Origin of the sequence: Pseudorhodoplanes sp. (assembly GCF_035565795.1) — a bacterium.
Lineage (GTDB): Bacteria > Pseudomonadota > Alphaproteobacteria > Rhizobiales > Xanthobacteraceae > Pseudorhodoplanes.
This window is the reverse complement of record NZ_DATMRV010000009.1, coordinates 1-17,135: the sequence shown is the minus strand read 5'-3', so window position 1 is coordinate 17,135 and position 17,135 is coordinate 1. Positions and strand designations below refer to the sequence as shown.

The window sequence follows — 17,135 nt, the reverse complement described above, 5'->3', positions numbered from 1 at the left end:
TGACGGGCCGACTGCGACCTTCATGATCTTTGCAACCACAAGGTCATGCAGTTTTTCCGACTTGTCGATGGTGCCGTGCCCGATGCTCGCGTCGCCGCTCAGGTCCATGTTGACGAGCTCACCCTTGTATCCCTTGGGCGCGGTCACTTTTCGTCCGAACCCGTTGAGCTGATACAGGTTCAGCACATGCTCGACATTCTTCGATATGTCGTGCGAGATCGTCGGATCGAAAAACACGGCGAGCCGGACCGGGACTCCGTCCTTCTCCAGACGCTCGGTAAGCTGAAAGAGAACGTCGGCGCCGAGCGAATGACCGATCAGAACGACCGCGCCGGTATGCCCGTTTTTGTGATCCGCGGCGATCTTGTTCGCAATCGTGATCCACGCATTGTGATTGTCGACCACGGCATCGAATCCCATGAGCGCCAGACGCTCCTGAAGCTGGTCCATGCCGAGCGAAAACACGTTCAGCAGCCCGCGCAGCAGATAGACGCGCGTATCGGTCTTGATCCTGGCCGGTGCTGCTTTCGCAGCCTTTGCGGCGGTCGGCTTAGCTTGCGGATTCGCTTGCGCGTGAAGCGGCAAAGGAGCCAGCAGCGCGACAGCCGTGATCGCTAACAACACCGCGCGATGTAACCTGACCATGCCGTTCCGAATCCCGCTCAACCTGCGCAGGCTATAGCAGAGATTTCGTGGTGCTGACGCGAGGAATTCAGCCACAGGCAAGGCTCACCGCAGCAACGAGCTTCGGCAGTGGAAAGGGATCGACGCCCGCACCGGATGAGGCAAGGACCACCGAAAGATTGGCTCGTGCCGCGTGATCCGATCCTGCGCCCTTTTCTCCAAGATCGTCCGCCATTCTGAAAAGCATTGCCTGCTCGACCTGTTCGGCGAACAATTCCGCCCCGGCGACCTGCTTGCGCAGCGCCTGTACGGCGACGTCCGCAATCTCCATATTCTGCTTCAATCCGCGCCGCACCACCCGTAACGGCTGCACGACGTCGGCCGACCAGGTCGCAACCGCCGCGGAGATTCGCTGGATATCCGCGTCCCGGATCACGACGCCGCGCGCCGCACCGAGCCATGCCGCGAACAGCAGGACATTGACATCGATGCCTAACTTGTCCTGAACGCTGATACACTCGTCCGCAACACCGGCGGTGCCGTAGACCTGCAAAGAAAATCGCCAGAACGGATTGTCGATCTGAAGCGGCGGCATCGCTCGGCTCAGATGCTGTCGGACTTGCGCGACTTTCCGCTCCAGCGCCGCACGGTGCCGACTTCGATATCGAACAGATCCAGCACTCGACCCAGGGTGTGATCGATCATGTCCTCGATCGATTGCGGACGCGCATAGAATGCCGGCACCGGCGGATAGACGATAGCGCCGGCTTCGGTCACCGCGGCCATGCTGCGGATATGACCGAGATGGAGCGGCGTCTCGCGGAGCATCAACACGAGGCGGCGGCGCTCCTTGAGACAGACATCGGCTGCACGGGAGACGAGATTCGTGGTCGTGCCGCTCGCGATCTCCGACATCGTCTTGATCGAACAGGGCGCAATGATCATCCCGAGCGTCCTGAAGGATCCGCTGGAACACGCGGCGCCGACATCCTGCTCCGGATAGACAACCGTCGCCAGTGCCTCGACATCCGACACCGACATGTCGGTCTCATAGGCGAGGGTCAGACGCGCGGCCCGCGAGATGACGAGGTGGGTCTCGACGCCGGCCTCTTTCAGGAGTTCGAGCAGGCGGATGCCATAGACCGCGCCGGACGCTCCGCTGATTCCCACCAGCAACCGTTTGGTCGTCAAAACCGCTCCTGACGTGTCACCCGCGCGGCCGTACCGCCGGCAAAAGGCATCTCGGCCACGTCATTAGCGAGGTCGGCCCGCTCGCTCAAGGAGCCCGAACGAAGCGCGCGGCCTTATCGAGCCGACGGCCCTGCGGCTGCCGCGTTTTAGTGCCGATGGAGAGGAAGCTACCGGCGGTCCTGCCCCGGTTTGGCAGCCTCGAGATCCCCCTGCGGATGCCTGTAGGACAGGACAAGGTCACAACGCAGGCATGTAAAAGTGTCGTAATCGGACGCAACGGTCGAGCGCTCGGCCTGCATGGTAATCCTGCAGCGCGGACAGAGTCTTAGCGGGGGCCTCTCTTGATTCATCGCTGAAAACTGACCGGTTTTGCCAAACCGGCCTTGATCAAGATCAACCGCGGCGTGGCGGTTCACGCGTCACGACGGCTGCACCAGCAGCACCATACGGACCAGTTCGGACAGACTGCCGGCCTGCATCTTGGTCATCACGTTCGCCCGGTAGACTTCGACCGTTCGCGGGCTGATGCCGAGGTCGTGCGCAATCGTCTTGTTGGGCAATCCGGCGACGAGGCCATCAAGAACCTGCCGCTCCCGCTGGGACAGACTTTCCAGCCGCTCCCCTATTTCGCTGCGCTTGCCCGCGCGCTCGTCCTGAGCGCGCCTCGCGTCGAGTGCGGCCCGCACGGCCGTCAGGACACGATCGTCATCGAAGGGCTTTTCGAGGAAGTCGATTGCACCGGCTTTCATCGCTTCGACAGCAAGCTGGATGTCTCCATGCCCCGTCATGACAATGACGGGGATCATGCAGGATGAGCCGCGCAACCGCTTGAGGAGGTCGAGCCCGCTCATGTCCGGCATACGCACATCGGTTATCACGCATCCTTCGATGCCCTGCGGGAGCGTCGCCAGAAAATGCGTCGCGGACTGGTGCGCGACCACATTGAAATCCGCCGCGCGCAGCAGAAAGGTCAACGAGTCCCGCACCGCCTCGTCGTCATCGATGACATGAACAAGATCAGCATCAGGCATCGCGAATGGTCTCACGGTCGGCAAGTTTGAGGGTCAGATGAAAAATCGTCCCCCCGCCCGGGTTGCTCTCGGCCCACAGGCGCCCCCCATGCGCCTCGATAATGGTCTTCGAAATCGACAGGCCTACCCCCATGCCATGCTTCTTTGTGGTGGTGAAGGGCTGAAAAAGCTGCGGCAGGATCTCGGGCGACAAACCGCTTCCGGTATCCGATACGCTGACCCGGACCATCCGTTTGCCGTCGGCGGCAGAGGAGATCACAAGCTGCCGAGTCGCCGTGTCCGACATCGCCTCGATGGCGTTGCGGATCAGATTGAGGACGACCTGCTGAATCTGCACCTTGTCTGCGAAGACCAGATCATTGCTCGTATCGAGATCGAAACGAACCTTCACGCCATGATCTTTCGCACCAACCAGCGCCAGCGCACTCGCCTCTTCCAGCAGCTTGGACAGGCTCTCGACCTTTCGTTCTGCCTCACCTCGCGCGACGAAATTGCGAAGCCTTGATATGATCTGCCCGGCGCGCAGCGATTGCTCGCTTGCCTTGTCAAGCGCCTCGCCCACGAGCGACCGCGCATTCTGGGCCTCTCCGTCGAGGATCCTGCGGGCACCCTTGAGATAGTTCGAGATCGCCGACAGCGGCTGATTGAGTTCATGCGCCAGCGTTGAGGCCATTTCGCCCATCGCCGTCAGGCGCGAGATATGAATGAGCTCGGCCTGCAGTTCCTGCAGCCGGCCTTCGGTCTTCTGCCGCTCGGTCAGATCACGGATGAAGCCGGTGAAAAACAGCTTGTCGTTCGATTTCATCTCGCCGACGGCAAGCTCCATCGGAAAGGTCGATCCGTCCTTGCGTTCGCCAACGACAACCCGGCCGACCCCGATAATCCGTCGCTCGCCGGTGCGGAGATAACGCTCGAGATAGCCGTCGTGCCCCTCACGGTATGGCGACGGCATCAACATGCTGACGTTGCGTCCCAGCACCTCCGAAGCCTTGTGGCCGAACAGGCGTTCGGCCGCGACGCTGAAGGATTGAATGCGGCCCTTCGGGTCGATGACGATCATCGCGTCCGGGATCGTCTCAAGGATCGACGTCAAGTGCGCCTCGCGCGCGACGAGGTCGAGGTTTGTCGCTTCCACCGCCTCCCGCGCGCGCTGAACGCGGCCGCCGAGCCAGGCCAGGCCAAAGCCGATGGCGAGAAAGGCGACGGCGTCCACGAAGCCGGTCCGCGATAATGACTTGCTGGAAAGCCAGGCCTCGGCCAGGACGATCATCCCGGTCGCGACACAACCCGGGAGCGGTCCGCCGATAGCGCTGACCACGAGCACCACCGGAACCAGAACGAGATAGGCCGACGCCCCGTCGACCTCCGGAAAGACCGTTGCACGAGCGATCAAAACCGCTGCGATGACCACAGCGGAGAGCCCGAAAACAATCCATGTCCGGGAGCCTGCGGCGGGCATAGCTGAGCGAGTTTCCATTTATTTACAACAGGATCACACTTATTTCGCCTGGCTCGGCGAAGCACCTACGGGATTTCCCTTAGGTGGAATATCCGAATTTTCCCTCGCGTCCGCGGCCCTTAACACGAGTCTACATCGTTTTCAGGAGCACGCCATGCACGCCGAGGCCGCCACCCGATCGCAGATTCTCAGCCGCGCGCCCCACTTCCCGTACGCACAGGATCAGTCGGCACAGACGATGTTCGGCTCGGTCGAACTGACCGGAGCGCGGATGTCCTTCGCGAAGGACGTCGAAATCTACGGCGAGAACGAACCTGCCGAATATGTCTACAAGGTCCTCACCGGGACCGTGCGGGTCTACAAGATCCTCCAGGACGGACGGCGCCAGATCGAAGCCTTCTACTTTGCCGGTGACGTTTTCGGTCTCGAATTGGACTCCCGCCACGCTTCGTCGGCAGAGGCCGTATCGGCATCCACGATCGCCGTCGTCCGGCGCTCGACCCTGACGGCGGCGGCCGCGAAAGATCCGACCGTGTCGCACCGTCTCTGGATGCATACGGCCCACGAACTGGAAAAGGCGCGTCGTCACGCCATGCTCCTGGTCAAGACCGCGCAGGAGCGTGTGGCGTCCTTCCTGATCGACATTTCAAATCGCCTCGCCGGGGAAGCTGTCGAACTGCCCATGTCGCGTCAGGACATCGCGGACTATCTCGGCCTGACGATCGAGACCGTGTCCCGGACGCTCACCCAATTCCAGCAGACCTCCGCCATCGAATTGGCCAGTTCCCGGCGGATGATTCTTCGCAACCGGCAAGCTCTGATCAATCTCGACTCCTGAGGGTGACATCATGGGTGCCGTCATGACCTCTCGAACCGGCACGTTACCGCGGACATTTCGCAAGATCCGGCTGGAGCTGGCGCGCGAGAAAGGTCATCCCGCCGGCAGCGCGGGACGCGGCTACATCATCGTCGCGCCGCTGGACGCAGATCGCCGGCTCGACGCGGACGCGTGGAAAGAGCATCGTGACGCGTGCCGTGTCGTCCGCTTCCGTTCGGGAGAAGATGACGACATCGGACATCTCGTGCACCGACCGGGCGGAAGCTGGGCGTTCCGCTACGACATTCGCGGCGATGAAGACGACGAGTCCGGATACCACTTCGAACAGGAGCGGTTCCAAGTCGGTGAGTATGTCTCGGTTCGCGAGGCTGAGGCGACCCACACTTATCGTGTGATTTCGGTAGAGCCGATCTGACTCCCGAAGCCCTCGATCCGTGTATGCGTCTTTGATGTTTGAGAAAGAGCGGCCAAGCAGCCGCTCTTTTTCGTCTGCGTGACGGATGCCGGACGCTCACTTGAGCGAATTCAGGAAGGCAATGAAGTCGGCGATCTGGCCGGTATCGAAACTGAATTCGGGCATGCTTGGGTGACCGGTGACAATTCCTTCGGCCAACGCTTCCTGCAAGCTCTCGACCGGGTATTTCTTGTGCAGGTCACGGAACGGCGGCGCATCCTTCAGCGGGCTCGGACTGAGCTTGTCGATGGAATGGCAGTTCACGCAGTAGGTTCGCGCAATCACGACACCGCGCTGCGCACTTTGCGCCTGCAAAGGGGATTGAAAGGCCATCGTGACAATGGCCGCCCCAGCCAGAGCCGTCAGTGCGGCTTGAACGCGCGACCTCAATGGCATTTCGCAGCGCCCAGCGCTTCGATCGTAAACTGGTTGGGGCAGTAGTCCGGCCAGCTCGCGGCTTTCGGCGTGTCTTCCAGTTCATGTGCGCATTGCGACTTGCTCGTACAGAACGAGCAGCACCGCTGCATGTCGCGCAAGATAGCCGAATCGAGTGAGCGCGGCTCGATGCCGGCCTGCTCGAGTCGCCGGTAGAGTAATGCCGCAGACTCACCAGACGTCTTTGCCAACTCAAGCACATCGCCGAACGTCAGACCGGCATCCTGCACAATGCGCTCGAGCTCCGCGTTGCCAATTGCCTGCAGTTCCGCAACGGCGGCACGACGCCTGCGATAGCGGCTCCACGCATCACCGATCGAACGAAAGAACCCCAAATTTTGCGGGACCGATTGAGTGGTCATAGGTCACCTCCTGATGCTGCCCTTGCATCGCAGGTTTCTCCAACATCGGCCTTGCGATTGATCAACAACGTGATGCAGCATTTACGGCGCTCGCTTGACCTCGATCAACGTCGGGCGAACGTCAACGGGTCATTCGTAGCCAACAAGCCGAATAACGACGTTCAGCGCAGGTCTCCATGGCACAGACACATCCCGGCTCTCTCAAGTCGATGAGCCTCAGCGAAGGCGCGCTTGCGCTCACTTTCGCACTCACCGCGTTCGTCACGTTCTTCATCGCCGCGATGGCGCACACGCCGGAATTTGCGTTCCATGCCGCGCTGTTCGCGGCCGGCAGCGCCGCGGCGGTGTTCGCGATCGTCGAGCGATACTTCAACCGTCCGGCCGGGCCCACGCCCCTGACCATCGACGGCAAACCGAACTACAATATGGGGCCGGTGAAGTTCGCCACCATCGCCGCCGTTTTCTGGGGCATCGCAGGATTCACCGTCGGTGTATGGGCGGCGCTCGAACTCGCCTTCCCGGTGCTCAACTTCGACCTCCCGTGGCTATCCTTCGGACGTATCCGGCCGCTGCATACATCGGCGGTGATCTTCGCATTCGGCGGCAACGTCCTGATCGGCACATCGTTCTACGTCGTGCAGCGGACCTGTCGTGCACGTCTCGCGGGCGACCTTGCGCCCTGGTTCGTAGTGCTGGGCTACAACTTCTTCATCGTGATCGCCGGCACCGGCTATCTGCTCGGCATCACCCAAAGCAAGGAATATGCGGAACCGGAATGGTACGCGGACCTCTGGCTCACGATCGTGTGGGTCGCGTACCTGATGGTGTTCCTTGTGACCATCATGCGGCGCGCCGAGCCGCACATCTATGTCGCCAACTGGTTCTATCTCGCCTTCATTGTCACGATCGCGGTCCTGCATCTCGGCAACAATGCGGCCATCCCGGTTTCGGTCTTCTCACCGAAGTCGTACATCGTCTGGTCCGGCGTGCAGGATGCCATGGTGCAGTGGTGGTATGGCCACAACGCCGTCGGCTTCTTCCTCACCGCCGGCTTCCTCGCGATCATGTATTACTTCATCCCGAAGCGCGCGGATCGGCCGGTCTATTCCTACCGGCTCTCGATCATCCACTTCTGGGGCCTGATCTTCCTCTACATCTGGGCCGGCCCGCATCATCTGCATTACACCGCCCTGCCCGACTGGGCGCAGACGCTCGGCATGACCTTCTCGATCATGCTGTGGATGCCGTCATGGGGCGGCATGATCAACGGTCTGATGACGCTGTCCGGCGCGTGGGACAAGCTGCGCACCGATCCGGTCCTGCGCATGATGGTGGTGTCGGTGGCTTTCTACGGCATGTCGACCTTCGAAGGTCCGCTCATGTCAATCAAGTCGGTCAACTCGCTCTCGCATTATACGGACTGGACGATCGGACACGTGCATTCCGGCGCGCTCGGCTGGGTCGGATATGTGTCCTTCGGCGCGATCTACTGTCTCGTGCCGTGGCTCTGGCACAAGCGCGAGCTTTATTCGCTCAAGCTCGTCAACTGGCACTTCTGGATCTCGACCATCGGCATCGTGCTCTACATCTCTGCGATGTGGGTCTCGGGTATCCTGCAGGGCCTGATGTGGCGCGCCTATACCAGCCTCGGTTTCCTCGAATATTCCTTCATCGAGACCGTCGAGGCCATGCACCCCTTCTATGTGATCCGCGCGCTGGGCGGCATCCTGTTCCTCGCCGGCGCACTGATCATGGCCTTCAACATCTGGATGACGATCGCTTCTCCTGAAGAAGAAGCGGCCCGGCGGACCGGATCCGCTGCGCTCGTCCCGGCGGAGTAATCGACACATGTCTCTCTGGACAAAACACGCCATCTTCGAGAAGAACTCGATCATCCTCCTGATCGGCATCCTGATCGTCATCTCGATCGGCGGCCTGGTTGAGATCGTGCCGCTCTTCTATCTCAAGAGCACGATCGAGAAGGTGTCAGGCGTTCGCCCGTACACCCCGCTCGAACTGGCCGGTCGCAACATCTATGTGCGCGAGGGTTGCTACAACTGCCATTCGCAGATGATCCGCCCGTTGCGCGACGAGATCGAACGCTACGGGCATTACTCGCTCGCGGCCGAAAGCATGTACGACCGGCCGTTCCAGTGGGGCTCGAAGCGTACCGGCCCGGACCTCGCACGCGTCGGCGGAAAATACTCCGACGAATGGCACCGGGACCATCTGAATGCGCCGAAGTCGGTCGTCCCCGGCACCGTGATGCCGGCCTATCCCTGGCTCGCGCGCACCGAACTCGACTACAAATACATCGCGAACGACCTGAAGGTGCAGTCCGCGCTCGGCGTTCCCTACTCCGACGAGATGATCGCGAACGCCGTCGCCGATCTGCGCGCGCAAGCGGTTGCCGACCATCCCGACGCCGACGCCTTGCAGAAGCGATATCCGAACGCACAGGGCCGCGATTACGACGGCAATCCGGGCGCAATCTCGGAAGCCGATGCGCTGATCGCGTACCTGCAGATGCTCGGCACCCAGGTCAATTTCAAGCTTTACGACAACAAAGCCAATATTCGCTGAGACGCCCCAGAGAAACTCGCCATGTCCGAAACCTACAAGACCCTCGCCGAATTCGCGCAAACCTGGGGCCTCGTCTACTTCGTGACGGTGTTCCTGCTCGTTGTCGTCTACGCGTTCTGGCCGTCGAACAAAGAGAAGTTCGACGAGGCCGCGCGTATGCCCCTGCGGGAGGACTGAGACATGGCCCAGCACAAGAGCGAAGTCGATGCAATTACCGGCGTCGAAACAACCGGCCATGAATGGGACGGCATCAGGGAGTTGAACAATCCGCTGCCGCGCTGGTGGCTGTGGCTGTTCTACCTCACCATCATCTGGTCGATCGGCTACTGGATCGTCTATCCGGCGTGGCCTTTGCTCACGACCTATACGCAGGGTGCGTTTGGCTGGAACTCGCGCGCCGCTCTGCGCGAAGACCTTGCAGCACTACACACCAAGCGTGCCGCGATGTCGGACCGGATCGCTGCGTCCTCGCTCGAGCAGATTCTCGGCGATCAGCAGATGCTCGACTTCGCACGCGCACAGGGCCGTACGGCCTTCGCCGACAATTGCGCTCCGTGTCACGGCGCCGGTGGCGGCGGTGCCAAGGGCTATCCCAATCTCAACGATGACGATTGGCTATGGGGTGGCAAGCTCGACGATATCGCGTTGACGATCCGGCACGGTATCCGGTCGACCGACGACAAGACGCGTCAGGGATCGATGCCGGCCTTCGGTCGTGACAAGCTTCTGTCGCGCCAGGATATCGAGAACGTCACGGACTACGTGCTGGCGCAGGCCGGTCTGCCAACGGCACAAGGCGCGGACCTTGCCAAAGGCAAGAAGATCTTCGCCGACAATTGCGTCGCGTGCCACGGCGATGCTGGAAAGGGCAACCGAGAGATCGGCGCTCCCGACCTCACCGACCAGATCTGGCTTTACGGGCCGGACCGCAACACGATCATCGAGGGCCTGATCAATGGTCGCGGAGCCGTGATGCCGGCATGGGCTCCACGCCTCGACGACACCACAATCAAGTCGCTGACAGTGTACGTGCACACGCTGGGTGGCGGCCAGAAGTAGGCACCATGGTTGAGCTCGTCATCGATCATCGAAAGAACAGCGAGGCGAAGGCCGCTCCGGTCCCGTCCGGCAACGGCCCTCAGCCTGCTCCCGATGACACGCCCGATGCCGAGCAGCCGCTTTATGCAGCGCGCCGGAAGATCTATCCGCAAAGCGTGCATGGCACGTTCCGCCGCATCAAATGGGCGGTTCTCCTCGCTACGCTCGGAATCTACTACTTCCTGCCCTTCGTGCGCTGGAACAGGGGCCCGGACGCGCCCGATCAGGCCGTTCTGATCGACTTCCCGGGCCGCCGCTTCTATTTCTTCTTCATCGAGATCTGGCCGCAGGAAATCTACTTCTTTACCGGCCTCCTCATCATTGCAGCGATGGTGCTGTTCCTGATGAACGCCGTCGCGGGGCGCGTCTGGTGCGGCTATCTCTGCCCGCAGACGGTCTGGACCGATCTTTTCTTCGCGATCGAACGCTTCTTCGAAGGCGACCGGCGCGAGCACATGATCCGCGACGCGGGCCCCTGGACCGCGGAACGCGTCGCCCGCAAGGCCGGAAAGCATGCGCTCTGGCTCGTCGTCGCATGGTGGACCGGCGGCGCCTGGGTGCTCTATTTCGCCGACGCGCCGACGCTGGTGAGGGATCTTGCCACCGGTCACGCGCCGCTGATCGCCTATGGCTGGATCGCGCTCCTGACCGCGACCACCTATACGCTCGCCGGTCACATGCGCGAGCAGGTTTGCACCTATATGTGCCCGTGGCCGCGCATTCAGGCCGCTTTGACCGACGAATACGCGCTCAATGTCACCTATCGCTACGACCGCGGCGAACCGCGCGCGTCGGTGAAAAAAAGCGAGCAGTTGCGCCTCGAAGGCCTGCCCGCAGGCGACTGCATCGATTGCCGGCAATGCGTGAATGTCTGCCCGACCGGTATCGACATCCGCAACGGCGCCCAGCTTGAATGCATCCAGTGCGGGCTTTGCATCGATGCATGCGACAACATCATGGAGAAGATCGGCCGGCCGAAGCGGCTGATCGGATATGACAGCCAGGTCAACCTCGAGCGACGCATCGCGGGCGAGCCTCCCGTTCAGAAGATGGTGCGCACGCGTACCGTCATGTATGCGCTGATCATCGCCGCCGTTGGCGGGATCATGCTGTATGCATTGCTCACCCGGCATGCTTTTGAGGTCAGCGTCATCCACGACCGCAACCCGGTCTTCGTGCGGATGGCCGACGGTTCGATCCGCAACGGTTTCACCATGCGGATTCTGAACAAGCGGCTCGAGCCGCGGCGCTTCGCAGTCTCGGTAACGGGCGTGCCTGCGGCCGTCGTCGAAATTGTCGGGCTTCCACTCGGCGCAGCGCACAATGTCGAGGTCGGCCCGGACCAGTCGCGCGAATTCCGGATACTGGTCAGCAACTACGAATACGCCCCGCTCGCGTCTTCTCCGATCGTCTTCCACGTCCTCGATCTCGAATCCCGCGAGTGGGCGCAAGCACGCGACCACTTCCGCGCACCGGAGCGTCAGAAATGAACGCAAATACCAACACCACGGCAGCGCGCCAATTGACCGGAAAACACGTGCTGATCTGCTTCGTGGGCTTTTTCGCCGTCGTCGCCGCTGTGAATGCCATCATGATCCGCGTCGCAGTCACGACATTTGCCGGCACGGAGACGGCCTCCGCCTACAAGGCGGGGCTCGCCTATAACCAGGAAGAAGCAGCAGCCGCGGCGCAGGATGCGCTCAACTGGCAGGTCGAAGGCCGCATCGTCCGCGACGCTTCGGGCGAAGCGGTCCTCTCCGTCGATATCCGGGACAAGAACAAGGTGCCGGTGTCCGGCATCGCGATGTCCGCACGCCTCGCCCATCCTCTCAATACGCGGCTCGACCACGACATAGCTCTCACGCGCATGGCTGACGGCGGCTTCCGCGGAACCACCGAAGCGACCGCCGGGCAATGGACCCTGATTCTCGAGGTGATGCGCAACGGCGACCGCGTCTACCGCACCAGAAGCCGCGTGGTGTTGAAATGATCGGAAACAGGCAAGTCGATTACTCACATTTTACCCGGCGCGCGGCTGATGGCGCGGCGACGATGGATGTCGTCGTCGACGGCATCCATTGCGGTGGATGTATCGGCCGCATCGAGCGGTCACTGAAAGACATCGAAGGGCTGACCGAGGCACGCCTGAATTTCAGCAACCGCCGCCTGACCCTCACCTGGAATGACCCAAACTTCGATCCGGGCGACGCGATCCGCATCCTGGAGCGAATGGGTTACAACGCCAATCCCTTCCGGCTGGCGTCAAACGAGGAAAGCGAAATCGCCCAGTCGAAATTCCTGATGCGCTGTCTCGCGGTGTCGGGATTTGCGGCGATGAACATCATGCTTCTGTCGGTGTCCGTCTGGTCCGGAAACGTCACCGACATCACGCCGGAAACGCGAGACCTGTTCCATTGGCTGTCCGCCGCGATCGCCCTGCCCGCAGCGGCTTACGCGGGACAACCCTTCTTCCGCAGCGCCTGGAATGCTCTGAAAGCGCGTCACACCAATATGGACGTCCCGATTTCGATCGGAATTCTGCTGGCGCTCGGCTTGTCGCTTTTCGAGACCATTCACTCGGCCGAGCATGCCTATTTCGACTCCGCGATCATGCTGATCTTCTTCCTGTTGTGCGGACGCGTGCTCGATCAGATGATGCGACGCCGGACACGCGCCGTCGCAGGCAATCTTGCCGCGCTGAAATCCGATACCGCCTTCCGGCTGATGGATAATGGCGAACTTGCGCAGGTGCCGGCGGCCGCCTTGCGGGTCGGCGACCGCATTCTTGTTCGCGCCGGTGAACGGATCGCAGCCGACGGTGTCGTTGTCAGCGGCCATGCCCATCTCGACGAAAGCCTGATCACCGGCGAGACCAGGCCAGACAAGGTTCGCGAAGGTCGGCAGGTCTATGCCGGGAGCATCAATCTCGATGGCGCGCTGACGGTTCGCGTCACCGCGGCCGGTGAGAACACCTTCCTCGACGACATCGACCGCCTGCTCGACAAGGCGGTCGTTGCCAGATCGCGCTACGTCAAACTGAGCGATCGCATCGCGAGCTATTATGCGCCCGTGGTTCACGCCATGGCCGCGCTCACCTTCATCGGCTGGATGCTGGCCGGACAATCGACCCATGTGGCAATCGTCACGGCGATCACGGTCCTCATCATTACGTGCCCCTGCGCGCTGGCGCTGGCGATCCCTGCGGTTCAGGTGGTGGCAGCCAGCGCCCTGTTCCGCGCTGGCGTATTCCTCAGCGCAGGCGACGCCATCGAACGGCTGGCCGAGGCCGACGTCGCCGTCTTCGACAAGACCGGCACGCTCACCCTGCCGGAACCGCACGTCATCAACGCGGCAGATATCGACGCCGGCGTTCTCGCCCTCGCCGGACAGATCGCCCTCTCCAGCCGTCATCCCCTCGCAAGCGCCATCGCCCGCCAGCAGCCCGGCGCACAGCCGCTGGACGGGGTCACCGAGGAGTATGGCCGCGGCGTGCGCGTCCTGGTCGAAGGCATCGAAGCGCGGCTTGGCAGCCCGTCCTTCTGCGCGGTCGACGTGCCGGCCGATCTGCTCTCTCGCCACCTCGGCGCCTCGCTGATCTGCTTCCGTCATGGCGAACGCGAGGCCGTCTTTATCATTCATCAGGCTCTGCGACCGGACGCCGTCGAAACCGTTCGCGAACTCAAACAGCTCGGGATCGATGTCCGCATCCTCTCGGGCGATCGCACGGAAGCGGTCGAGCCGATTGCGAAATCACTCGGTGTCACGAACTGGCGCGCCGGGCTGACGCCTGCAGACAAAGTTGCATTGGTCGAGGAGTGGAAGCGCGACGGCCGCAAGGTCCTGATGGTCGGCGACGGTCTCAATGATGCACCGTCGCTCGCAGCCGCCAGCGTCTCGATCTCTCCGATCACCGCCGCGGATCTGTCGCAGGCGCAGGCCGACGCCGTGTTTCTTGGCAAAAGCCTGACGCCGGTCCTCTCGACGGTGCAGGCCGCGCGGCGCGCGCGATCGATCATGCGGCAGAACCTCTGGCTTGCGATCGTCTACAATGCGATTGCCATCCCGATCGCCATCGCAGGGCTGGTAACGCCCCTGATTGCGGCCGTGGCGATGTCGGGCTCGTCCATCCTCGTGACCGTCAACGCCTTGCGCGCTCGCCTGCCCCGCAAGTCCGGTTTCGACAAGGATTCAGAGATCGCATTGCCCGTGACCCCTGCGGTTCGACCGACATGAACGTACTGGTCTACCTCGTTCCCATGGCGCTCGGGCTTGGCCTCACAGGCCTCGCCGCGTTCCTGTGGTCGTTGCGGTCAGGTCAGTATGAGGACCTCGAGGGCGCCGCGCTGCGGGTCCTGCAGGATGACGACCTTCCCGAGGGCAAGCCCAAGGACGACGCTTCAGCCGGTTGACATGCGTCAACGCGAGCGCCGCCTCCGTGGCCCATATTCGGGATATGCGGAGAGGAGCTTGCTCATGCTGCGGGATATCGTCGTAAACCTTTCGCTACAGCAGAAGGATCCGGCCGCGGATTACGCCATTTCGCTCGCAAGCCTTTTCGGCGCGCATCTGACCGGCATTGCTTTCGCACTCGAGCCCGCGATCCCGGCCAGCGTCATGGGAGGCATTGCGGCTGATGTAATCGACAACGCGATTGCTGAAGCGCAACAGCAGGCGAAAGGCGCTATCGAACGCTTCGATGCCGCCACACGGAAACAAGGCGTATTATCCGACAAGCGCATGATCACCGCGCTCGTTGCCGATGCGGCAACCCGCTTCGGGCAGATCGCACGCGCTTTCGACCTGTCTGTGGTGACGCAGCCGGATCCGGACAGCAACAACGCCGACGACCTGTTCGTGGAATCCGCCCTGTTCGGTTCAGGCCGGCCGGTGCTGGTGGTCCCCTATATCCAGACCGAGCCCGTGAAGCTTGACCACGTCGTCTGCTGCTGGGACGGGAGCGCGAAGGCCGCGCGCGCCATCAGCGACGCAATGCCGTTTCTCACCAAGGCCAAAAAGGTCGAACTCCTGATTGTCGCCACCGGAAGCGAAGGCCCCCGTGAGGAAGCCGGAGCCGATATGGCGAAGCACCTCGCGCGCCACAAACTGAACGTCACACTTCAGCGGATCACATCGACCGACCTCGATGTCGGCAATGCGATCCTTTCCTGCGCTGCCGACAGCGGAGCGGATTTCCTGGTGATGGGCGGCTACGGCCACTCGCGCTGGCGCGAATTCCTGCTTGGTGGGGCGACCCGACAAATCCTGTCGAGCATGCCGCTGCCGACCCTGATGTCGCACTAGCCCGGCAATCCCATGCAGGCCAGCGGACATCCTTCGTTGTTGCATTTCGCGGCGGTCAATGTCCCGCGCTACACGTCCTACCCGACCGCGCCGCACTTCAATGCGCGCATCGGATCGGAACGTTACGCAGCCTGGCTTTCGGCCCTGCCGGCCGACGCAACGCTGTCGCTTTATCTGCACGTCCCGTTCTGCGCGGAGCTTTGTCTCTATTGCGGCTGCAACACCAAGGCGGTCCGCAAGCGCGAGCCGGTGGATCGCTATCTCCGCAGCCTCATCGCCGAGATCGAACTCACTGCATCCCATCTCGGCAGCCGAAGAGTCGCGCACCTGCATTGGGGTGGCGGCACGCCATCCACGCTTGGCGAGAGCGGATTTCAGACCGTCATGGACCGGCTTGCGCGTCTTTTCGATCTGACCGAACTGCGCGAACATGCGATCGAAATCGATCCGCGTCACGCCAATCCATCGCTCGCCGAGGCCCTCGCGCATCTTGGCGTCAATCGCGCCAGCTTCGGCGTGCAGGATTTCTCGTCTGAGGTTCAGCGCGCAATCGGACGCGTGCAGCCTTTCGAGGTTGTCCGTCGCTGCATCGATGCTTACCGTAACGCCGGCATCGACGGCATCAACATCGACCTGATGTATGGGTTGCCCCGGCAGAGCGCGGCGAGCGTCGCGCTCAATGCCGACCTCGCGGCCTCGCTGCAGCCCGGCCGCATTGCGCTGTTCGGATATGCGCATGTCCCCTGGCTGAAGAAGAACCAGCGCCTGATCGACGCCGCGCTGTTGCCCGGTCATGAGGATCGCCTTGCACAGGCTCGCATCGCCGAAAACGTTCTGACCGGGCACGGGTATCGCGCGATCGGGCTCGATCATTTCGCGGACCCATGCGATCCGCTCGCGATCGCGGCCGAAGGCGGCAAATTGCACCGCAACTTTCAGGGCTACACCGCCGATCAGGCCGATGCACTGATCGGCTTCGGCGCCTCTGCGATCAGCCGGACGCCGTCAGGCTACGCGCAAAATGCATCCGACACGGCGGGTTACGAACGAGCGATAGCCTCAAGCCGGTTGCCGACGGCAAAGGGCATCGAACTCACAGCGGACGACGCGTTGCGGGGCCTCATTATCGAGCGCCTGCTGTGTGACCTTCGTGTTGATCTCGGAGCTCTTGCGCCATCGGAGGCTTTCCGCAGCGAAATCTCCGCATTGCGACCGTTCGTCGATGCGGGGCTTGTGGCGATCAATGGCGGACAGGTCGTTATTCTCGAAGCCGGGCGAAGTTTTGCGCGCCTGATCGCCGCTACTTTCGACGCCTACCCGCCAGCGAACCAGACACGGCATTCCGCTGCCGTGTGATCTCGGGCGAGCGAGGCTCTTGAGCGCGCGATTCGCGCCCGCGAGGGACCGACCGTGGCCAGTGCCGCCGCGTTTTGTCAGGTTACGCTCTCCGCCGCCGCAAATTCACAGACGCGAATGTGTAAAAAACACGCCCAAGTGGTGCATAAATACCCCACACGTAACCATATTTTGTCTGTTTTGAGCCGCGTTTTAAGGGTTCGTTGACCGTATTCGGCCCTGCCCATATGGTGCGAGAGGCAAAGATCGTGGCGATTGTGGCTCAGCGCCGGACCAGCCATCAAAAATTGCTGCCACGAACCGTACAACACGAGAGGGGAAGCTCCCATTCTGGGGGACGTGCCGAGCATGCTGAACGCGGTGCTGGCCTTAAATGAGCTGGACACACATGTGTTCAACTCTC

20 protein-coding genes are annotated in these 17,135 nt (G+C 62.0%); 12 read left to right on the top strand and 8 right to left on the bottom strand.

Going from position 1 to position 17,135, the window contains the following annotated elements; all coding sequences use genetic code 11:
* The 5 genes from VNZ93_RS00700 to VNZ93_RS00680 form a co-directional block, all read right to left on the bottom strand.
* A partial coding sequence (locus VNZ93_RS00700; RefSeq protein ID WP_325698619.1) for a hypothetical protein occupies positions 1-645 on the bottom strand: 645 nt, incomplete at its 3' end.
* Positions 646-712: 67 nt separating this feature from the next.
* The gene (locus VNZ93_RS00695) at positions 713-1,219 is read right to left on the bottom strand and encodes a TIGR02444 family protein (RefSeq protein WP_325698617.1); all 507 of its coding nucleotides are present in this window, start codon (positions 1,217-1,219) and stop codon (positions 713-715) included.
* Between the two features lie 8 nt (positions 1,220-1,227).
* Positions 1,228-1,815, bottom strand: coding sequence for a UbiX family flavin prenyltransferase (locus VNZ93_RS00690; RefSeq protein WP_325698615.1), 588 nt, complete (start codon positions 1,813-1,815; stop codon positions 1,228-1,230).
* A 419-nt stretch (positions 1,816-2,234) separates the two neighbouring features.
* Positions 2,235-2,846, bottom strand: coding sequence for a response regulator FixJ (fixJ, locus tag VNZ93_RS00685; RefSeq protein WP_325698613.1), 612 nt, complete (start codon positions 2,844-2,846; stop codon positions 2,235-2,237).
* Positions 2,839-4,305 carry a sensor histidine kinase gene (locus tag VNZ93_RS00680; protein ID WP_414709939.1) on the bottom strand — a complete coding sequence of 489 codons (1,467 nt, stop codon included), beginning with the start codon at positions 4,303-4,305 and terminating at the stop codon, positions 2,839-2,841. The genes fixJ and VNZ93_RS00680 overlap by 8 nt, the downstream gene beginning before the upstream one ends.
* Here VNZ93_RS00680 and VNZ93_RS00675 point away from each other — a divergent pair.
* Both VNZ93_RS00675 and VNZ93_RS00670 read left to right on the top strand, forming a co-directional pair.
* Positions 4,250-5,143 (top strand): helix-turn-helix domain-containing protein, encoded by an 894-nt coding sequence (locus tag VNZ93_RS00675; RefSeq protein WP_325698609.1) that lies wholly within the window; start codon positions 4,250-4,252, stop codon positions 5,141-5,143. The two genes, VNZ93_RS00680 and VNZ93_RS00675, sit on opposite strands and share 56 nt — an antisense overlap.
* Positions 5,144-5,165: 22 nt before the next feature.
* On the top strand, positions 5,166-5,558 hold the full coding sequence (locus VNZ93_RS00670) for a hypothetical protein (RefSeq protein WP_325698607.1): 393 nt from the start codon (positions 5,166-5,168) through the stop codon (positions 5,556-5,558).
* 96 nt (positions 5,559-5,654) lie between these two features.
* Here VNZ93_RS00670 and VNZ93_RS00665 read toward each other — a convergent pair whose 3' ends face one another.
* Both VNZ93_RS00665 and VNZ93_RS00660 read right to left on the bottom strand, forming a co-directional pair.
* Positions 5,655-5,930: a cytochrome c gene (locus VNZ93_RS00665; RefSeq protein WP_325698604.1), complete on the bottom strand. Its 276-nt coding sequence runs from the start codon at positions 5,928-5,930 to the stop codon at positions 5,655-5,657.
* A gap of 53 nt (positions 5,931-5,983) precedes the next feature.
* Entirely contained in the window at positions 5,984-6,394 is a 411-nt protein-coding gene (locus VNZ93_RS00660; protein ID WP_325698601.1) for a DUF6455 family protein, read from the bottom strand.
* A gap of 176 nt (positions 6,395-6,570) precedes the next feature.
* Here VNZ93_RS00660 and ccoN point away from each other — a divergent pair, with 176 nt between their 5' ends.
* The 10 genes from ccoN (at position 6,571) to hemN (ending at position 16,732) form a co-directional block, all read left to right on the top strand.
* Complete coding sequence (gene ccoN / locus VNZ93_RS00655) at positions 6,571-8,235, top strand: cytochrome-c oxidase, cbb3-type subunit I (protein ID WP_325698598.1); 1,665 nt, start codon at positions 6,571-6,573, stop codon at positions 8,233-8,235.
* 7 nt (positions 8,236-8,242) lie between these two features.
* Positions 8,243-8,977 carry a cytochrome-c oxidase, cbb3-type subunit II gene (gene ccoO, locus VNZ93_RS00650; protein WP_325698596.1) on the top strand — a complete coding sequence of 245 codons (735 nt, stop codon included), beginning with the start codon at positions 8,243-8,245 and terminating at the stop codon, positions 8,975-8,977.
* Positions 8,978-8,998: 21 nt separating this feature from the next.
* The gene (locus tag VNZ93_RS00645) at positions 8,999-9,154 is read left to right on the top strand and encodes a cbb3-type cytochrome c oxidase subunit 3 (RefSeq protein WP_325698593.1); all 156 of its coding nucleotides are present in this window, start codon (positions 8,999-9,001) and stop codon (positions 9,152-9,154) included.
* 3 nt (positions 9,155-9,157) lie between these two features.
* A complete protein-coding gene (gene ccoP / locus VNZ93_RS00640) occupies positions 9,158-10,036 on the top strand; it encodes a cytochrome-c oxidase, cbb3-type subunit III (RefSeq protein ID WP_325698590.1) in 879 nt (292 codons plus the stop codon).
* A 5-nt stretch (positions 10,037-10,041) separates the two neighbouring features.
* Positions 10,042-11,565 carry a cytochrome c oxidase accessory protein CcoG gene (gene ccoG, locus VNZ93_RS00635; RefSeq protein ID WP_325698587.1) on the top strand — a complete coding sequence of 508 codons (1,524 nt, stop codon included), beginning with the start codon at positions 10,042-10,044 and terminating at the stop codon, positions 11,563-11,565.
* Positions 11,562-12,065 carry a FixH family protein gene (locus VNZ93_RS00630; protein WP_325698584.1) on the top strand — a complete coding sequence of 168 codons (504 nt, stop codon included), beginning with the start codon at positions 11,562-11,564 and terminating at the stop codon, positions 12,063-12,065. The genes ccoG and VNZ93_RS00630 overlap by 4 nt, the downstream gene beginning before the upstream one ends.
* Positions 12,066-12,127: 62 nt before the next feature.
* Positions 12,128-14,308 (top strand): heavy metal translocating P-type ATPase, encoded by a 2,181-nt coding sequence (locus VNZ93_RS00625; RefSeq protein ID WP_325698581.1) that lies wholly within the window; start codon positions 12,128-12,130, stop codon positions 14,306-14,308.
* Positions 14,305-14,484: a cbb3-type cytochrome oxidase assembly protein CcoS gene (gene ccoS, locus VNZ93_RS00620; protein WP_325698579.1), complete on the top strand. Its 180-nt coding sequence runs from the start codon at positions 14,305-14,307 to the stop codon at positions 14,482-14,484. The genes VNZ93_RS00625 and ccoS overlap by 4 nt, the downstream gene beginning before the upstream one ends.
* A 64-nt stretch (positions 14,485-14,548) precedes the next feature.
* Entirely contained in the window at positions 14,549-15,376 is an 828-nt protein-coding gene (locus tag VNZ93_RS00615) for a universal stress protein (protein WP_325698576.1), read from the top strand.
* 36 nt (positions 15,377-15,412) lie between these two features.
* Entirely contained in the window at positions 15,413-16,732 is a 1,320-nt protein-coding gene (gene hemN / locus VNZ93_RS00610; protein ID WP_325698573.1) for an oxygen-independent coproporphyrinogen III oxidase, read from the top strand.
* A 77-nt stretch (positions 16,733-16,809) separates the two neighbouring features.
* On the opposite strand, the gene VNZ93_RS00605 is transcribed toward hemN, so the two are convergent.
* Positions 16,810-17,135, bottom strand: a 326-nt coding sequence (locus VNZ93_RS00605) for a hypothetical protein (RefSeq protein WP_325698570.1), incomplete at its 5' end; no start/stop codon positions are given.